Genomic DNA, 16,207 nt, shown 5'->3' on the forward strand with positions numbered 1-16,207 from the left:
CGAAATGTGAAGGAGTGCCATGGGGCAGGGGCACGGTTGGCAGGGCGCGGTCCTGAAGCTGATGGGCGCGAAGGACTTCGTCCTCACCGTCACCGGCGCCGAGGACGTCACGCCGGAGTACCGGCGGGTGCACTTCACCGACGGAGGCCTGCTCACGGCCAACGGCGTTCACCCCACGATGTGGGTCCGGCTGTGGTTCGACAACGCGGGCAAGTCGCACCAGCGGGCGTACACGCTGGTCGACGCGGACCCCGAGACGAACACCTTCAGCCTCGAGTTCGCACTCCACGAGGGGTGCGCCAGTGACTGGGCGCGGGCGGCGAAGGAAGGCGACAGCATCGAGGCGACGGTCCAGGGCACGGGCTTCCAGCACCCCCGGCCCGAGCCCTCGCACGTCTTCGCGATGGGCGACCCCGCCTCGCTTCCCGCGCTCAACTCCCTCCTCGACGCCCTCGGTTCGGCACCGGCGACGATCTGGTTCGAGGGTGAGCTGGACGGCCTGCCGTGCCGCGCGGACACCGACCGGCACGAGATACGCCAGCTGCCCCGCCCGGGCCTGGTCGACGACGTGCGGGCCACGCTTCCGGCGCTCCTGGCGGCCACCGCGAACCCGTACGTCTGGATCGCCTGCGACACCGCGACGACCCGCACCCTGGCGTCGTACGTCCGCAAGGACCTGTCGGTCCCGAAGGAGCGGATGCACGCGCTGGGGTACTGGCGGGCGACCTGACACCACCCACGTGACCGCACGACCCGGGGCCGGCCTCCAGCCGGCCCCGGGTCTTCTGCGCTTCCGGGCAGCCCTTCCTCGGGCCGGCCGCCTTTCACTGCCAGGGCCGTCGAGCGGCCGGTCGTGTTGGTTTCTGTGAAAACCCCTGGCAGGCGGGGCTGTTGAGCCTCGACGTCACGGTCACGTTTCCACAAACTACGACGTCATCTCTTGACGTATGCCCGGACATGCGGCTGTTATTGCGCCACCCTCGTGTTCGGTCAGGTTGGTTTCTGATTGGTTTCGACCAATTTTCGGACCGGACCCCTGTCCCCAGGAGCCGTCATGCGCAGAACCCCTTCCGGTCTCACCCTCCCCGGCCCGAGCCGCCGCACCCTTCTGCGCGGCGTGGGCGGAGCGGCCGCTCTCGGCGCCGGCATACCCCTGTTGAGCGCCTGCGGCGGCAGCGGCGCGGCCGCCGACCCGAAGACGGTCACGCTGGGTTCGAAGGCCTCCGACCCGGTGCCGAAGAAGGCGTACGCGGACGTCTACGCGGCCTTCCGGAAGCAGTCCGGGCTCACCGTCGACGTGAACACCAAGGACTCCAACACCTTCCAGGAGCAGATCAACTCCTATCTCCAGGGCACGCCGGACGACGTGTTCACCTGGTTCGCCGGCTACCGGATGCAGTTCTTCGCGGCCAAGGGCCTCGCCACCCCGATCGACGACGTGTGGCAGAAGATCGGCGGCAACTTCCCCGACGCGATGAAGGCGCTCAGCAAGGGCGAGGACGGCAAGTACTACCTCGTGCCGCTCTACACGTACCCCTGGGCGATCTTCTACCGGAAGAGCGTCTTCGCGGAGAAGGGCTACGAAGTCCCCACCACCTGGGACGACTTCATCGCGCTGTGCAAGCGGATGCAGAAGGACGGCCTCGTCCCGATCGCCTTCGGGGACAAGGACGCCTGGCCCGCCCTCGGCACCTTCGACCAGATCAACTTCCGCAAGAACGGCTACGACTTCCACGTCGACCTGATGGCGGGCAAGGCCTCCTGGACCGACGCCAAGGTCCGCGCCGCCTTCGACCTCTGGGCCGAGATCCTCCCCTACCACCAGGAAGGCGCCATCGGGCGCACCTGGCAGGACGCCGCCCAGACGCTGGTGTCGAAGAAGGCCGGCATGTACCTCCTGGGCACCTTCGTCGCCCAGCAGTTCACGAACGAGGCCGACCTCGCGGACCTCGACTTCTTCGCCTTCCCGGAGATCGACCCGGCCTACGGCCAGGAGACCGTCGAGGCGCCGACCGACGGCTTCATGATGAGCAGGAGCCCGAAGAACAAGGCGGGTTCCGCCGAGCTCATGGAGTACCTGGGCAGCCCGGCCGCCGAGGAGATCTACCTCAAGTCGGACCCGAGCGTGGTCGCCGCCTCGACGAAGGCCGACACCTCCTCGTACACCCCGCTCCAGAAGAAGGCGTACGAGATGATCGGCGCCGCGAAGAACCTGACGCAGTTCATGGACCGCGACAGCCGACCGGACTTCACCTCCACGGTGATGCAGCCCGCGCTGCAGAAGTTCATCCGCGACCCCAAGGGCGTCGACGGCCTGCTCTCGTCCATCGAGCGCCAGAAGAAGACGATCTTCGCGTCCTCATGACCACGGAACTCACCAAGGAGAACCCGGAGGCTGCCGCCGCGCCGCCTCCGGGCGCCGCCCCGGTCGAGCGGCGGAAGGTGCCCACCGGCCACCGCCGCCTGCTCACCCGCCGCGACCGGCTCACGCTGGGCCTGATGGCGACCCTGCCGACGGTCCTGCACATCGCCCTGGTGTGGATGACCGCGCTCGCCTCGATCGCGCTCGCCTTCACCACCTGGGACGGCATCGGCTTCGACTCGATCCACTGGGTCGGGCTGCAGAACTTCAAGGAACTGTTCGAGCAGAACCCGCAGTTCTGGCCGGCCGTCCAGCACAACGTCGTCTGGTTCGTGGTGCTGATCGTGATCCCGACGCCGCTCGGCCTGTTCCTGGCCGTGCAGCTGGACAAGCGGATCCGGTTCAGCCGCGTCTACCAGACGGCGTTCTTCCTGCCGGTCGTGCTGTCCATGGCCGTCATCGGCTTCGTCTGGCAGCTCGTCTACAACCCCGACACCGGACTGATCAACAGCGTCATCGGGGCCAACGAGCCCGGCAAGTACATCGACTGGATCGGCGACCCGGACCTCAACCTCTGGGCGGTCCTGGTCGCCGCGTCCTGGCGGCACACCGGCTACATGATGATCCTCTACCTGGCCGGCCTGAAGGGCGTGGACCCGACGCTGCGCGAGGCCTCCGCGATCGACGGTGCGGGCGAGTGGCAGACGTTCCGGAACGTCGTCTTCCCGGCGCTGCGCCCGACCAACACGATCGTCCTCGTCGTCACCATCATCGAGGCACTGCGCGCCTTCGACCTCGTGTACGTCTTCAACGGCGGCGCCGAGGGGACCGAGCTGCTGTCCATCCTGGTGACCAGCAACATCATCGGTGAGTCGAGCCGTATCGGATACGGATCGGCGATCGCGGTCGTCCTGCTGCTGATCTCGCTCGTCGTGATCATCCCGTACCTGGTCAGCACCTTCCGGAAGGAGCGGCGGGCATGAGCGCCACGGCAGTCGTCCCGAAGAACCGCGCCCCGATACGCCCCGGCCGCGTCCTGCTGCACCTCGTCCTCGGCACCATGGCGCTGGCCTGGCTGGCGCCGCTGCTCTGGGCGGTCTACGCCGCCCTGCGCCCGTACGCCGAGACGAGCGAGAAGGGATACGTGTCTCTCCCGGACACGCTGAGCCTCGACAACTTCACGAACGCGTTCACGCAGTCGGACATGACGCACTACTTCGTGAACACGCTGGTGATCGCCGTCCCGGCCGTGCTGGTGACCCTGTTCCTGTCGTCGATGGTGGCCTTCTACGTCAGCCGCTTCGACTTCCGGGTCAACCTCGCCCTGCTGCTGGTCTTCACGGCCGGCAACCTGCTGCCCCAGCAGGTGATCATCACCCCGCTGTACCGCCTCTACCTCCTGGTGGACCTGCCCGGCGTCACCATGAGCGGCAAGCTGTACGACTCCGCCCTCGGCCTGGTCCTCATCCACGTGGCGTTCCAGTCCGGCTTCTGCGCGTTCGTGCTGAGCAACTACATGCGCTCGCTCCCGCACGAACTGACCGAGGCCGCGCTGGTCGACGGCGCGTCGGTGTGGCGCCTGTACTGGCAGATCACCCTGCCGCTGTGCCGCCCGGCGATGGCGGCCCTCGCGACCCTGCTGTCCATCTGGATCTACAACGACTTCTTCTGGGCCCTGGTCCTGATCTCCACCGGCGAGAACATGCCGATCACCTCGGCGCTGAACAACCTCTCCGGCCAGTTCTTCACCGACCCCAACCTGGTCGCCGCAGGCGCCCTGCTCACCGCCATCCCGACGCTGATCGTCTACTTCCTGCTCCAGCGGCAGTTCGTCAGCGGCCTCACGCTCGGCGCCAACAAGGGCTGACGTCCGCCTTTTCGAGAGAGAACCACCGTGTCCCACTCCTTCACGTCGCTGGCCTCCGTGCCCGTGGACGTCTCCCGAGCCCGCGTCCACGAGGAGGGCTGGCAGTCCTGGAGCCCCAGCGGCGCCTATCCCCTCACCGGCCGGCCGTACCGCCCGACCGACGCCAACTGGGCGACCGTCTGCTACCGGCCCGGCGTCACCGCCCCCGCGGGGACCTTCCAGGGCGAGGGCCTGCTCGCCCTCGACCCGGGCGACGGCGCACCGGTCCGCCTGTGGGCGGCGACCGACCCGGCCCGCGAGGTCCCCTCGATCCGGCTGACGGTGACGGACGGCACGGCGGAGGTGAGCGCGGACGGCCGGGTGAAGGAGTGGACCGGCACGCACATCCAGTCGGTGCTGGCGGACTGGGCCGCGGCCCTCGGCCTCGCCGTCCCGCGCCCCGCTCCCACCGTGTGGTGCTCCTGGTACGAGTACTTCACCGCCGTCACCGAGGACGACATCCACGAGAACCTCCGCGCGATGGACACCCTCGACCTGCCCGTCGACGTCGTGCAGATCGACGACGGCTACCAGAGCGCACTCGGCGACTGGCTCACCCTCTCGGGCCGCTTCCGCTCCCGCGAGGGCATGGCGGCCGCGATCCGCGCCAAGGGCCGCCGCGCGGGCATCTGGACGGCCCCGTTCCTGGTGGACCCGGCGAGCGCCCTGGCCGCCGAGCACCCGGACTGGCTCGTACGGTCCGAGGACGGCGTCCCCTTGCACGCCGGCCGCAACTGGGGCCACGACCTGCACGTCCTGGACAGCACGCACCCAGAGGCGGCGGGGTACCTGACGGAGGTCTTCCGCACCCTGAGCGCCGAGGGCTACGACTACTTCAAGGCCGACTTCCTCTACGCGGGCGCGCTGGACGGTGTGCGGCACGCGGACGTGGACGCGCTGACGGCCTACCGCTCCGGCGTCGAGCTGATCCGCGAGGCGATCGGCGCGGACGCCTATCTGCTGGGCTGCGGCGCGCCGATGCTCCCGTCGATCGGCCTGTTCGACGCGATGCGGGTCAGCCCCGACACGGGTCCCCACCGCCGTCCCGAGGCCGGCGACTACAGCCAGCCCGGGCAGGATCCCGCCGAGTTCACCGGCGCCGGACGGCAGTGGCAGCACCGCCGCCTGTGGATCAACGACCCCGACTGCCTGATGGCCCGACCGGCCGTCGAGACCCGCGAGCGCTGGGCGGCCCACGTGGAGGCGACCGACGGCCTGATGGCCTCCAGCGACCGCCTGCTGTCACTGGACGAGTGGGGTGTGACGACGACGCGCCGCCTGCTCGCGGGCGCGGGCCGATGACACGGGAGTGACGGCACTGGCCCGCAGCCGCCACCGCCGTTCGGACGGGCGGGAGGGGAGACCAGCGTGCCGTGGTGCCCTCCCGCGCCGGCAACGGTTCAGATGTGAGGGGCGTGCGTGCCGGCCTGCCACGCGTGCCCCCGCATCGAGCGCGGGCCACGACGGAGCTGAGTCATGCCCGAACTGCCGGACGTCGAGGCCTTCCGGAAAGTGTTCGAGTCCTGCGCGTCGGGCAGGGTCGTGCGGCGCGTCGAGGTCCGGGACACGGGCGTCCTGCACGGCATGAGCGCGCGGCGGCTGCGCGAGGCGCTGGAGGGACGGCGGTTCGGCAAGCCCGAACGCCACGGCAAGTGGCTGCTCGCCCGCACCGGCGGCGGCCACACCCTCATGCTGCACTTCGGGATGACCGGCAGTCTGGTCTGCGAGCGTCCCGACGACGCCGCCGAACCCCACGACCGCGTCCTGTTCACCGTGAGCCGGGACCGTCAGCTCCGCTTCCGCGACCAGCGCAAGCTCCAGGGCCTCTGGCTCGCCGACGACGCCGGGGTCGCCCGGCTGCTCGACGGGCAGGGCCCCGACGCGATGGCGGTGGGCCGCGAGGAGTTCGGGGCCGCGCTCGCCGCCCGCCGCGGTGCCCTCAAGACCGCGCTCACCGACCAGTCCGTCGTGGCCGGGCTCGGCAATCTGCTCGCCGACGAGATCCTGTGGCGCGCGGGGCTGCGACCGGCCGCCCGGGCGTGCGACCTCACCGAGGCCGACCGGCGGCGCCTGTACACCCGGATGCGTGCCACCCTGCGTTCGGCGATCGGCGCGGGCCGCGTCCCGCCACGCGACTCCTGGCTCACCGGCCACCGCGACGACCCCGACCCGCACTGCCCCCGCTGCGGCACCCCCCTGCGCCGCTCCCGACTGGCGGGCCGGACCACCGTGTGGTGCCCGCGGTGCCAGCCGGGAGATTCGTGACGGGCGGCCCGGTGTGTGGCTCGCCGGGTGCGCGGTGGCAGCGCGCGTCCGGGCTCGCGGCGCTGCCGCTCGGGCCGGTGTGAGCGGCCGGAAGCCGCGACACCCAGCCTGCGCGTACTTCTCGTCCAGGTCGCCGGAGGGCGCACCCGCGACACCGATGCCCGTGACGGAAGCGCCCCCGACGGCGACCGGGGCGCCGCCCGCGAGGAACAGTGTGCCGGGATGTCCTTCAGGTGCGACGCCTGCTGAAGGTGCTTGGCCGGCTCGGAGGGGGGGCGCGTTCCATGAGACGGCGGTTGAACGCCTTGCGCACGGCGATGCGGGCCCGCCCGCGTCAGATGGGCGGCAGCCTCACGATCCACTGCGACGACCACGCGGCGCTATGAGCGGGCCGGCGCGTCCTGCTCGCGAGCGCCGGACCTCCGGCTCGGCCCGGGGATGACGGGAGCAGCCATCGAGGCCGGTGCCACCGGCTGCCTCCTCAAGACGGAACGCCCCGAGGAACTGTTCGCCGCCCTCCGCACCGCCGCCGACTGCCGCACCACCCCGCCATCTCTCCCAGGGCCGGGGAGCGGTGGCCGTGGCCAAGGAGTGGCGTCTTGTGCCGTGAGAAGGGGGCCGAGGCGCGGACCGACGACGACATGGCGACCTGGCGGAGGACCCGGCCGCCTCGATCTGCCGACCGGTTCCTAAGCGGTGCCGGAGACGGCCCACGGCCGGCTGCCGAGGTCACCGTCACCTTCGAGCAGGAAGTTCTCGTCGTCCCCGAAGTCCGGGGCCTGGAAGGGGTTCGTCGTCGGAGGCGGCGATGCCGCGGCTCCGCCGCGGGGTTGCCCTTCCACGGCGGAGAACAGCGAAGTCGAATCGATGAGAGGTCTCTCCTTCGTTACGGGTCCCGGACGGGCCCCGGTGTGCCGTGACCGGGCACAGCGGTCCTACAGCTTGGTCATCTTGCTGTACGGGCTCAGGATGCGCATCTGCGCCGAGCCGAAATCGACGAGTGCCGCGATTCCGTCCTCGATGCCGATCACGCGGCCGAGGCCGTACATGTCGTGTGTGACCTGGTCGCCCACGGCGAAGTGCTCAGGAGTGCGAGTGACCGGGGCCTTGAAGGGGCTGGTAGGCAAATGACGCTTCGGTGCATCGGGCTTTGTCATTGCCCCCAGTATGCGCCTACGCGCGTCCCCCTGGGGAACGCCGGAGGGCCGGACCTTCGCGGTCCGGCCCTCTGGGCTGGCGGAGGATACGAGATTCGAACTCGTGAGGGGTTGCCCCCAACACGCTTTCCAAGCGTGCGCCCTAGGCCTCTAGGCGAATCCTCCGCCGGAAACATTACATGACCGAGAGGAGTGCTCGCGAACTCGTTCCCGCACCTCAGCATCGGGTAGGCTGTGCGAAGCCCCTCACGCGGCGCTATCTGACTGAACTCCCCCAGGGCCGGAAGGCAGCAAGGGTAGGTTGGCTCTGGCGGGTGCGTGGGGGGCGTTCGCGTGTCCGGGGCCGGCGGGATGCCGGAGATCCCCAGGATCGCCGGGCGGATCCCGTTGTCGGTGGGCGCCTATAACCTCGTATGCGTGTCGTCTCTCGCGCTGTACCGCCGCTATCGCCCGGAGTCGTTCGCCGAGGTCATCGGGCAGGAGCATGTAACCGACCCGCTGCAGCAGGCGCTGCGCAACAACCGGGTCAATCACGCGTACCTGTTCAGCGGTCCGCGGGGATGCGGCAAGACGACCAGCGCCCGGATCCTGGCCCGCTGCCTGAACTGCGAGCAGGGCCCGACGCCCACCCCCTGCGGGGAGTGCCAGTCGTGCCAGGACCTCGCGCGCAACGGCCCCGGTTCGATCGACGTCATCGAGATCGACGCCGCTTCGCACGGTGGTGTGGACGACGCCCGTGAGCTGCGGGAGAAGGCCTTCTTCGGGCCCGCGAGCAGCCGGTACAAGATCTACATCATCGACGAGGCCCACATGGTCACGTCGGCCGGTTTCAACGCGCTCCTCAAGGTCGTCGAGGAGCCCCCGGAGCATCTGAAGTTCATCTTCGCCACCACCGAGCCCGAGAAGGTCATCGGGACGATCCGCTCGCGCACGCATCACTACCCGTTCCGGCTGGTGCCGCCCGGGACTCTGCGGGACTACCTCGGCGAGGTGTGCCAGAAGGAGGACATCCCGGTCGCGGACGGTGTCCTGCCGCTCGTCGTGCGGGCCGGCGCCGGATCCGTGCGTGACTCCATGTCCGTCATGGACCAACTGCTCGCGGGTGCGGGGGCGGACGGTGTGACGTACGCCATGGCCACGTCCCTGCTCGGCTACACGGACGGGTCGCTGCTCGATTCCGTCGTGGAGGCGTTCGCCACAGGGGACGGCGCCGCGGCCTTCGAGGTCGTGGACCGCGTGATCGAGGGTGGCAACGACCCGAGGCGCTTCGTCGCGGACCTGCTGGAGCGACTGCGGGACCTCGTGATCATCGCGGCGGTTCCGGACGCCTTGGAGAAGGGGCTCATCGACGCCCCCGCCGACGTGCTGGAGCGGATGCAGGCCCAGGCCGGCACCTTCGGCCCCGCCGAACTCAGCCGCGCCGCCGACCTCGTCAACGAGGGCCTCACCGAGATGCGCGGCGCCACCTCCCCGCGCCTCCAGCTGGAGCTGATCTGCGCGCGCGTGCTGCTGCCCGCCGCCTACGGCGACGAACGGTCCACGATGGCCCGCCTCGACCGCCTGGAGCGGGGCGTGAACTTCTCCGCGGGAGCCGCGGCGCCCGCCATGGGGTACGTTCCCGGCCCCGACGCCCACGGGGCGGCCCCCGCGAGCACGGCCGCGGCCGTACCGCCGGGCGGCGGCGTCGCGGCGGCCCGGGCAGCGGTGCGCACCCCGGCCCCGGAAGCGGCGGGTGGTCCCGTACCTGGGGGGCAGGCCGGGCCCGGCGACCAGCGGGGCGACGTACGGCCCGCCGCGACCCCCGGTCCGGGCGGGTCCGCCCAGCAGCCGCCCGCGGTTCCCGCGCCGACGGAAGCGCCGGGACAGGCCCCCGCTCCGGCCGCTGCCGCCCCCGGCGCCTGGCCCACCGCGGCCCCGGCCGGTTCCGGGCCCGCCGGCCGGCGACCCGGCGGCTGGCCCACCGCCGCACCCCCTGGTGGCGGTGACCGCCCCTCGACGGCACCCGCCCCTGCCGCACAGGCGCCGGCGCCCACACCCACGCCCGCCTCGGCCCCGCCGGCCTCGCCGCCCCCGAGCGGCGGCCGCGACCCCCGCACGCTCTGGCCGAACATTCTCGAAGCGGTGAAGAACCGCCGCCGCTTCACCTGGATCCTGCTCAGCCAGAACGCCCAGATCGTCGGCTTCGACGGCACCACCCTCCAACTGGGCTTCGTCAACGTCGGCGCCCGTGACAACTTCACGAGCAGCGGCAGCGAGGACGTGCTGCGGCAGGCGCTGGCGGAGCAGTTCAACGTCCACTGGAAGATCGAGGCCCTCGTCGACCCCTCGGGCGGTGGCGCGCCGCCGCCGTCGCCGGGCAGCGGCGGCGGGGGCGGTTACGGCGGCGGGGCGGCCGGTGACTTCGGCGGCGGCGGAGCCGCGAGCCACGGCGGTGGCGGCGCCGCGAGCGGCGGTTACGGCGGTGCCACGCCGGGAGGCACCGGCGGCGGCACCACGACCGCCCAGCGCCCGGCGTCCACGCGGCCCGCCTCGGCCGCCCCCGCCTCGTCCGCCCCGGCGCCCACCCACACCCCCGCGCGGCACTCCGCGCCGGAGCCGCCGCCCATCTCGATCGAGGACGACATCCCCGAGGACGACGACCCCGACCTCGACGAGTCGGCCCTCTCCGGCCAGGAGCTGATCGTGCGGGAGCTGGGGGCGACGGTGATGGACGAGTTCTCGAACGACTGAGGCACGTGTCGGTTCCGCCACCCGTGTCGCGCGCCTTCCGGCGGGGTCCCTCGCGCCGAGGCCGCCTTTCGGAGAAACCCACAACTGCTCACCCCGACCTCCTTCGGCATCCCCCACAAACCCGCCCGACCCGCTCCGGTTAGGCTGACCCCGTGAAGGTCCTCGTCATCGGTACCGGCGCCCGCGAACACGCCCTGTGCCGCTCCCTGTCCCTCGACCCCGCCGTCACCGCGCTGCACTGCGCCCCCGGCAACGCCGGCATCGCCGAGGTGGCCGAGCTGCACCCCGTCGACGCCCTGGACGGCGCGGCCGTGTCCGCCCTTGCCGTGCGGCTCGGCGCCGACCTCGTGGTCGTGGGCCCGGAGGCCCCGCTGGTCGCGGGGGTCGCGGACGCCGTGCGTGAGGCGGGCATCGCCGTGTTCGGCCCCTCCCGGGAGGCCGCGCGCCTGGAGGGCTCCAAGGCCTTCGCCAAGGACGTCATGGCCGAGGCCGGCGTCCCGACCGCCCGCTCGTACGTCTGCACGACGGAGGCGGAGGTCGACACGGCACTCGACGCCTTCGGCCCGCCCTACGTCGTCAAGGACGACGGTCTCGCCGCCGGCAAGGGCGTCGTCGTCACCGCCGACCTCGACGCCGCGAAGGCGCACGCCGTGGCCTGCGACCGCGTCGTCATCGAGGAGTACCTGGACGGCCCCGAGGTCTCCCTCTTCGCCGTGACCGACGGCGAGACGGTCCTCCCGCTCCAGCCGGCCCAGGACTTCAAGCGCGCGCTCGACGACGACGAGGGCCCGAACACCGGCGGCATGGGCGCGTACTCCCCGCTGCCCTGGGCCGACCCGAAGCTCGTGGACGACGTCCTGGAGAGCGTCCTCCAGCCGACCGTCGACGAGATGCGCCGCCGCGGCACCCCCTTCTCCGGCCTTCTCTACGCCGGACTGGCGATCACCGGCCGGGGTGTGCGGGTCATCGAGTTCAACGCCCGGTTCGGCGACCCGGAGACCCAGGTGGTCCTGGCCCGCCTGAAGACCCCCCTGGCCGGCATCCTGATGGCCGCCGCCACCGGCAACCTCGCGAGCCTCGAACCGCTGCGCTGGAGCGACGACGCGGCCGTCACCGTGGTCATCGCCTCGCACAACTACCCGGGCACCCCCCGGACGGGCGACCCGATCACCGGCCTGGACGTGGTGGCCGAGCAGGACGCCCCGCACGCGTTCGTCCTGCACGCGGGCACCAAGCGGGACGGCGACGCCGTCGTCAGCGCGGGCGGCCGGGTCCTGTCCGTCACCGCGACGGGCGGCGATCTGGCCGAGGCCCGCGAACGGGCGTACCGCGCCGTCACCCGCGTCCACCTGGACGGCTCCCAGCACCGGACGGACATCGCGGCGAAGGCGGCGGCGGGCGCCTAGCCCGGACCCCGTCCCGATCCCGAGATCAGCCGTCTGACCAGGCACTCCGCAGGCCCCGGATCCTTTTTGGATCCGGGGCCTGATCCTTGCCCTGCGTCATCCACCTTTCCCCAAAGCCATTCCATCGAGTGACCGATGTCCTATCCGGCTGACGGGGGCCGGGGCCCCAACTAGGGTGCGGCGCAAGCGTTCCGGCACTTGGCCCACCGGCATTGCGATGTCAGTGGTGGGTGCCACAGTGGGGGAGTGAGCAACGCCAGGACAGCCAGCAATGCCAGGACGGGAGGGGGTGAGGTCCGGACGTGACCGGCATCGGTGTGGAGACAGGAACACAGAGCGCGCGCCACCGTGCGCTGGCCGTGCTGCGGGTCCGCAGCCGGGCACTGGCCGTCGCGGTGCTGCCCGCGGCTCTGGCCGTGGTCCTGCTGGCGGGCGGTTCCACCGGCCATCTCGTCGGCGCGGGGTGGGACGGCGCCCGCTGGGCGGTGAGCGCGGTCGCGCTCCTCGTGCTGCTCTCCGCCGGCGGCTTCGCGCTGCTCCTCGCCCGCGCCCGTCCCGCCATGAGCCCGACGGTCCCGATCGCCGAGCGGGCCGCCCCCGATCTCTACCGGCTGGTGCGCGACCTCGCCGACCGCCTCGACGTCCCCGTGCCCTCCGCCATAGCGCTGACCCCGGACTGCGACAGCTGGCTGGAGGACCGCACTCATCCGGCCCACGGCCCACCGGCCGCGCCGGACGGCCGCGACGAGATGGCGGGCCCCGTGCGTCGGAACGGCCATCGCCGTACGGCGGCCAGTCCCGTCCTCGTCATCGGCTCCCCCTTCCTGTGGTGGATGCGCGTCGGCGAACTGCGCGCGGTCCTCGCCCCGGTCGTCGCCGGTACGGGACCTTCGGCGCACCCCGACATAGCCGCCGCCCGGCGCTTCGTGCGGGCCCTGGACGCGGCGGTCGCCGTGGCCTCGGCACCGGGCCGCCGCCCCGTGGTCCGCACGGTGTACGCGGCCGCAGGCCGGCTGGCCCGTCTGCTGTTGCGGAGCTGCCGGGAGCACGCGGCCGAGATGGAGCGCGGGGTCGCCGCGGCGGCGGCCGAGCGTGCACAGGCTGTGGATTACGGGCTGCGGATCGTCGCGCAGGAACAGGTCGGGCTGGCGTACGCCGGCTGGGACCGCCTGCTCACCCGGGTCGCGCTGCCCGCCTGGCGGATGGGCCGCTGGCCGTCCCGGCTGGACGCGGGCGTCGTCGCCGCCCTCACCGAGCTGTCCCGGCGGGACCGCCTGGCCGAGGGCTTCGCCTCGCGCCTCGGTGAGCGCCCCGCCTGCGACCTCCTCGAAGAGCCCGGCCTGGTGGACGAGGCCACCTCGCTGCTCGCGGCCCGCCTCTTCCACGGCGGCCCGGCGGAGTCCGGCCCCGACTGGGCGCCGGTGGCCTGGCAGGAGTATCCCGACGAGGTCGTGGACCGCAAGTGGCGCACCGACGCCGCCCGCCTCCACCGCGTCCTGGACACCCTCGGTGTACGCCGCACCACCCGCGACACCGACCATGGCCCGACCCTGGCCCGAGTCCTGAACCACCTGACGGACCCACCCCCGATCCCGGACCACGACGCCAACACGGCCGGGGCCATGGACCCCGGCCCCCGTCACACGGACACGGCTTCGACCACCGACCCGCACCCGCCCCCGGCACCGGCCCTGGACCTCGACGCGGTCCCGGACCCGGATCCGGCTGTGGACGCCGAGAAAGACCTGGCACCGGCCCTGGACCTGGATGCGATCCCGGACCCGGACCCCACTGTGGAAGCCGTGACAGACCCGGCCCCAGCCCCGGACCTGGACGCAGACCCGGACACGTACCCGGACCGGACCCCTGACACGTCCACAGACCCGGAAGACCTCAAGGCCCTCACGGACCTAAAGGACCTGGAGAACCTAAAGGACCTGGAGGACCCGGAGGCCTCGGGCGACCTCGACGACCTCGAACGCCTCGGAGACTTCGAGGACCCGGAAGACCCGCCGCCCAGCGACCCCCGCAGCGCCGCCCTCGCCGCAGGCCTCAGCGCGGAGCTCGCCCGGGAGGAGGTGACCGGCACCCCGCCCCGCACGACCGCGCCCGCCCCCACCCCGGACGCCCTGTGGGACGACGGCGCCCTCCCCCTCTTCCCGCTCCAACCCCCTCGCACCCCCCGCGAGCTGCTCGCCGACCACGTCACGGCGATGGTCTGCTGCGCCGCGATGGACACCGCTGGCGCCACCCCCGGCCTGGACTGGCTAGACGGCCCGTCCCTCCTGGTCAAGGGCGAACGCGCCGCCGACCTGACCCCCCGGGTCCTGAGCCTCATAGAGGACGGTGACCCGGCCCCGCTCAGAGCCTGGCTGGCCGAGGTCGGGATACGCGCGGAGAAGCCCGTACGACTCGTCTGAGCCGGGCGCCACCGACCACCACTTCGGCCTCACCCCTTCCGGCCCCGCCCCTGCGGAGTCCGTTGTTCCGCTTTCGGTCAATTCGAAACGAACAGTGACGGAGTCCGTGCGTAATGTGATGTGCTGGGTATTGAACGCGCACATGGCAATCGCACTCGACATAAGACAGTCGTACAAACGCGACAGCAGGGCGCGCCAAAACAGCGCAAAGCGACCAAAAACAGAAAACATCGCACCGCGCCACGCCACAGCACACTCACCGCCGCCGAGAGCGACCGCACCACCAGAACGAACGGCGCCGAGGGAGGGGAACGACCATGGGGTCGGAGCAGATTCGACGCTGGGAGTCGGGAGCACTGGCACACGCCGTGACGGATCCTTTCGGCCAGGGCCCGCTTCCCTGGCTGCGCGGCAGCGAGACGTACTTCGACGACACCGGCCAGGTGGTCCCCTGGTACGTGGACCCGGCCCCCGGCGCCCAGCAGGCCCCGGGCACCACCGCTCCGCGTGTCCCCGCTCCGCGCGCCGGCGGCCCGCGCGCCGCCGACGACGTGCGCCGCCAGATCAAGGGCTTCGTCTCCACCGGCGCGGTCGCCCCCGGCGAGGCCGTCGACCTCCATGTCACCGTCGACCCGCCCCAGGAATTCGCCGTCGACGTCTACCGCATCGGCCACTACGGCGGCGACGGTGCAGCCAAGATCACCACCAGCCCCCGCCTCTCCGGCATCGTCCAGCCCCCGCCGCTCACCGCCGACCGCACGGTCTCCTGCCACCACTGGTGGTTGTCATGGCGGTTGCAGATCCCGTCGCACTGGAGTGTCGGCGCGTATGTCGCCGTCCTCACCACCGCCGACGGCTACCGCTCCCACGTGCCCTTCACGGTCCGCGACGACCACCCGGCCGACCTGCTGCTGCTGCTCCCGGACGTCACCTGGCAGGCGTACAACCTCTATCCCGAGGACGGCCGCACCGGCGCGAGCCTCTACCACGCCTGGGACGAGAACGGCCGGCTGCTCGGCGAGGCCGACGCCGCGACGACCGTCTCCTTCGACCGGCCGTACGCGGGCGCGGGCCTGCCCCTGCACGTGGGCCACGCCTACGACTTCATCCGCTGGGCCGAGCGCTACGGCTACGACCTCGCCTACGCCGACGCCCGCGACCTGCACGCCGGCCGCGTCGACCCCACCCGCTACCGGGGCCTGGTCTTCCCGGGCCACGACGAGTACTGGTCGACCCACATGCGCCGCACGGCGGAGCTGGCCCGCGACCAGGGCACCTCCCTCGTCTTCCTCTCCTCCAACTCCATGTACTGGCAGGTGGAGTTGGCCCCGTCCCCCTCCGGCACCCCGGACCGCCTCCTGACCTGCCGCAAACGCAAGGGTCCGGGCAAGGCGTCGCTGTGGCGGGAGATCGACCGCCCGGAGCAGCAGCTGATCGGCATCCAGTACGCGGGCCGGGTCCCCGATCCGCATCCGCTGGTCGTCCGCAACGCCGGTCACTGGCTGTGGGAGGCGACCGGAGCGCACGAGGGCGACGAGATCGACGGCCTGGTGGCCGGCGAGGCCGACCGCTACTTCCCGCGCACCCCGCTGCCCGACCACGACGAGCGCATCCTGCTCGCCCACTCCCCGTACACCGACAGCGAGGGCGTCCTGCGCCACCAGGAGACGTCCCTCTACCGGGCCCCCTCCGGCGCCCTGGTCTTCGCCGCAGGAACGTTCGCCTGGTCCCCGGCCCTGGACCGCCCCGGCCATGTGGACCCACGCATCCAGCGCGCCACCGCCAATCTCCTGGACCGCATCTGCAAACGCGACTGATCGGCCCACAGGCCTGACCGGACCGACACCGGCCCCCATGACCCGCTGTCCGCACCCATCCCGGCATACGGGAGAATCGACCCACTTGGACAGAACCACGGGGAGGAACCGTGTCCGGATTCGTCGAAAAGCCCGAGCCGACCG

General features: G+C 71.9%; 12 protein-coding genes, 1 tRNA gene, 1 other RNA gene and 2 pseudogenes. 12 read left to right on the forward strand and 4 right to left on the reverse strand.

The genetic code is table 11. From position 1 onward, the window contains the following. The first annotated feature begins 19 nt into the window (after nucleotides 1-19). The 6 genes from AB0O67_RS15275 (at nucleotide 20) to AB0O67_RS15300 (ending at nucleotide 6,533) form a co-directional block, all read left to right on the forward strand. The gene (locus AB0O67_RS15275) at nucleotides 20-730 is read left to right on the forward strand and encodes a siderophore-interacting protein (protein ID WP_365450045.1); all 711 of its coding nucleotides are present in this window, start codon (nucleotides 20-22) and stop codon (nucleotides 728-730) included. 324 nt (nucleotides 731-1,054) lie between these two features. Continuing rightward, a complete protein-coding gene (locus AB0O67_RS15280; protein ID WP_365450047.1) occupies nucleotides 1,055-2,365 on the forward strand; it encodes an ABC transporter substrate-binding protein in 1,311 nt (436 codons plus the stop codon). Then, nucleotides 2,362-3,345 carry a sugar ABC transporter permease gene (locus AB0O67_RS15285; protein ID WP_365450049.1) on the forward strand — a complete coding sequence of 328 codons (984 nt, stop codon included), beginning with the start codon at nucleotides 2,362-2,364 and terminating at the stop codon, nucleotides 3,343-3,345. The genes AB0O67_RS15280 and AB0O67_RS15285 overlap by 4 nt, the downstream gene beginning before the upstream one ends. Next, nucleotides 3,342-4,229, forward strand: a complete 888-nt coding sequence (locus AB0O67_RS15290; RefSeq protein WP_365450051.1) for a carbohydrate ABC transporter permease — start codon at nucleotides 3,342-3,344, stop codon at nucleotides 4,227-4,229. Before AB0O67_RS15285 ends, AB0O67_RS15290 begins: the two co-directional genes overlap by 4 nt. 27 nt (nucleotides 4,230-4,256) lie before the next feature. Further along, nucleotides 4,257-5,570, forward strand: a complete 1,314-nt coding sequence (locus AB0O67_RS15295) for a glycoside hydrolase family 36 protein (RefSeq protein ID WP_365450053.1) — start codon at nucleotides 4,257-4,259, stop codon at nucleotides 5,568-5,570. Between the two features lie 174 nt (nucleotides 5,571-5,744). Next, nucleotides 5,745-6,533 carry a DNA-formamidopyrimidine glycosylase family protein gene (locus AB0O67_RS15300; protein WP_365450055.1) on the forward strand — a complete coding sequence of 263 codons (789 nt, stop codon included), beginning with the start codon at nucleotides 5,745-5,747 and terminating at the stop codon, nucleotides 6,531-6,533. 102 nt (nucleotides 6,534-6,635) lie between these two features. On the opposite strand, the pseudogene AB0O67_RS15305 reads toward AB0O67_RS15300, so the two are convergent. After that, nucleotides 6,636-6,830: pseudogene (locus tag AB0O67_RS15305) on the reverse strand (heme-binding protein); the annotation flags it as partial. A 153-nt stretch (nucleotides 6,831-6,983) separates the two neighbouring features. On the opposite strand from AB0O67_RS15305, the pseudogene AB0O67_RS15310 reads away from it, so the two are divergent. Further along, nucleotides 6,984-7,079: pseudogene (locus AB0O67_RS15310) on the forward strand (DNA-binding response regulator); the annotation flags it as partial. 143 nt (nucleotides 7,080-7,222) lie between these two features. On the opposite strand, the gene AB0O67_RS15315 reads toward AB0O67_RS15310, so the two are convergent. The 3 genes from AB0O67_RS15315 to AB0O67_RS15325 all read right to left on the reverse strand — a co-directional run bounded on the left by AB0O67_RS15315 (nucleotide 7,223) and on the right by AB0O67_RS15325 (nucleotide 7,855). Further along, nucleotides 7,223-7,375 (reverse strand): hypothetical protein, encoded by a 153-nt coding sequence (locus AB0O67_RS15315; protein WP_365450057.1) that lies wholly within the window; start codon nucleotides 7,373-7,375, stop codon nucleotides 7,223-7,225. A gap of 93 nt (nucleotides 7,376-7,468) precedes the next feature. Further along, a complete protein-coding gene (locus AB0O67_RS15320) occupies nucleotides 7,469-7,690 on the reverse strand; it encodes a hypothetical protein (RefSeq protein ID WP_365450059.1) in 222 nt (73 codons plus the stop codon). Nucleotides 7,691-7,767: 77 nt separating this feature from the next. Then, a tRNA-Ser gene (locus AB0O67_RS15325) sits at nucleotides 7,768-7,855 on the reverse strand. Nucleotides 7,856-7,928: 73 nt separating this feature from the next. Here AB0O67_RS15325 and ffs point away from each other — a divergent pair. From ffs to AB0O67_RS15350, 5 genes are all read left to right on the forward strand, one after another. After that, an RNA gene (ffs, locus tag AB0O67_RS15330) (signal recognition particle sRNA small type) lies at nucleotides 7,929-8,023 on the forward strand. 84 nt (nucleotides 8,024-8,107) lie between these two features. Next, nucleotides 8,108-10,420: a DNA polymerase III subunit gamma and tau gene (locus tag AB0O67_RS15335; RefSeq protein WP_365450061.1), complete on the forward strand. Its 2,313-nt coding sequence runs from the start codon at nucleotides 8,108-8,110 to the stop codon at nucleotides 10,418-10,420. Nucleotides 10,421-10,572: 152 nt separating this feature from the next. Beyond that, nucleotides 10,573-11,826 carry a phosphoribosylamine--glycine ligase gene (purD, locus tag AB0O67_RS15340; protein ID WP_365450063.1) on the forward strand — a complete coding sequence of 418 codons (1,254 nt, stop codon included), beginning with the start codon at nucleotides 10,573-10,575 and terminating at the stop codon, nucleotides 11,824-11,826. A 302-nt stretch (nucleotides 11,827-12,128) separates the two neighbouring features. After that, the gene (locus AB0O67_RS15345) at nucleotides 12,129-14,246 is read left to right on the forward strand and encodes a hypothetical protein (protein WP_365450065.1); all 2,118 of its coding nucleotides are present in this window, start codon (nucleotides 12,129-12,131) and stop codon (nucleotides 14,244-14,246) included. Nucleotides 14,247-14,563: 317 nt separating this feature from the next. Then, nucleotides 14,564-16,063 carry a N,N-dimethylformamidase beta subunit family domain-containing protein gene (locus tag AB0O67_RS15350; RefSeq protein WP_365450067.1) on the forward strand — a complete coding sequence of 500 codons (1,500 nt, stop codon included), beginning with the start codon at nucleotides 14,564-14,566 and terminating at the stop codon, nucleotides 16,061-16,063. The last annotated feature ends 144 nt before the right edge of the window (nucleotides 16,064-16,207 follow it).

Origin of the sequence: Streptomyces sp. NPDC086077, assembly GCF_040686175.1 — a bacterium.
Classification (GTDB): Bacteria; Actinomycetota; Actinomycetes; order Streptomycetales; family Streptomycetaceae; genus Streptomyces.

What these genes read in the sequence shown, in the direction of transcription:
- AB0O67_RS15290 (WP_365450051.1), top strand. Translation starts at nt 3,342, where the DNA reads ATGAGCGCCACGGCAGTCGTCCCGAAGAACCGCGCCCCGATACGCCCC.
- AB0O67_RS15280 (WP_365450047.1), top strand. Translation starts at nt 1,055, where the DNA reads ATGCGCAGAACCCCTTCCGGTCTCACCCTCCCCGGCCCGAGCCGCCGC.
- AB0O67_RS15275 (WP_365450045.1), top strand. Translation starts at nt 20, where the DNA reads ATGGGGCAGGGGCACGGTTGGCAGGGCGCGGTCCTGAAGCTGATGGGC.
- AB0O67_RS15300 (WP_365450055.1), top strand. Translation starts at nt 5,745, where the DNA reads ATGCCCGAACTGCCGGACGTCGAGGCCTTCCGGAAAGTGTTCGAGTCC.
- AB0O67_RS15320 (WP_365450059.1), bottom strand. Translation starts at nt 7,690, where the DNA reads ATGACAAAGCCCGATGCACCGAAGCGTCATTTGCCTACCAGCCCCTTC.
- AB0O67_RS15285 (WP_365450049.1), top strand. Translation starts at nt 2,362, where the DNA reads ATGACCACGGAACTCACCAAGGAGAACCCGGAGGCTGCCGCCGCGCCG.
- AB0O67_RS15350 (WP_365450067.1), top strand. Translation starts at nt 14,564, where the DNA reads ATGGGGTCGGAGCAGATTCGACGCTGGGAGTCGGGAGCACTGGCACAC.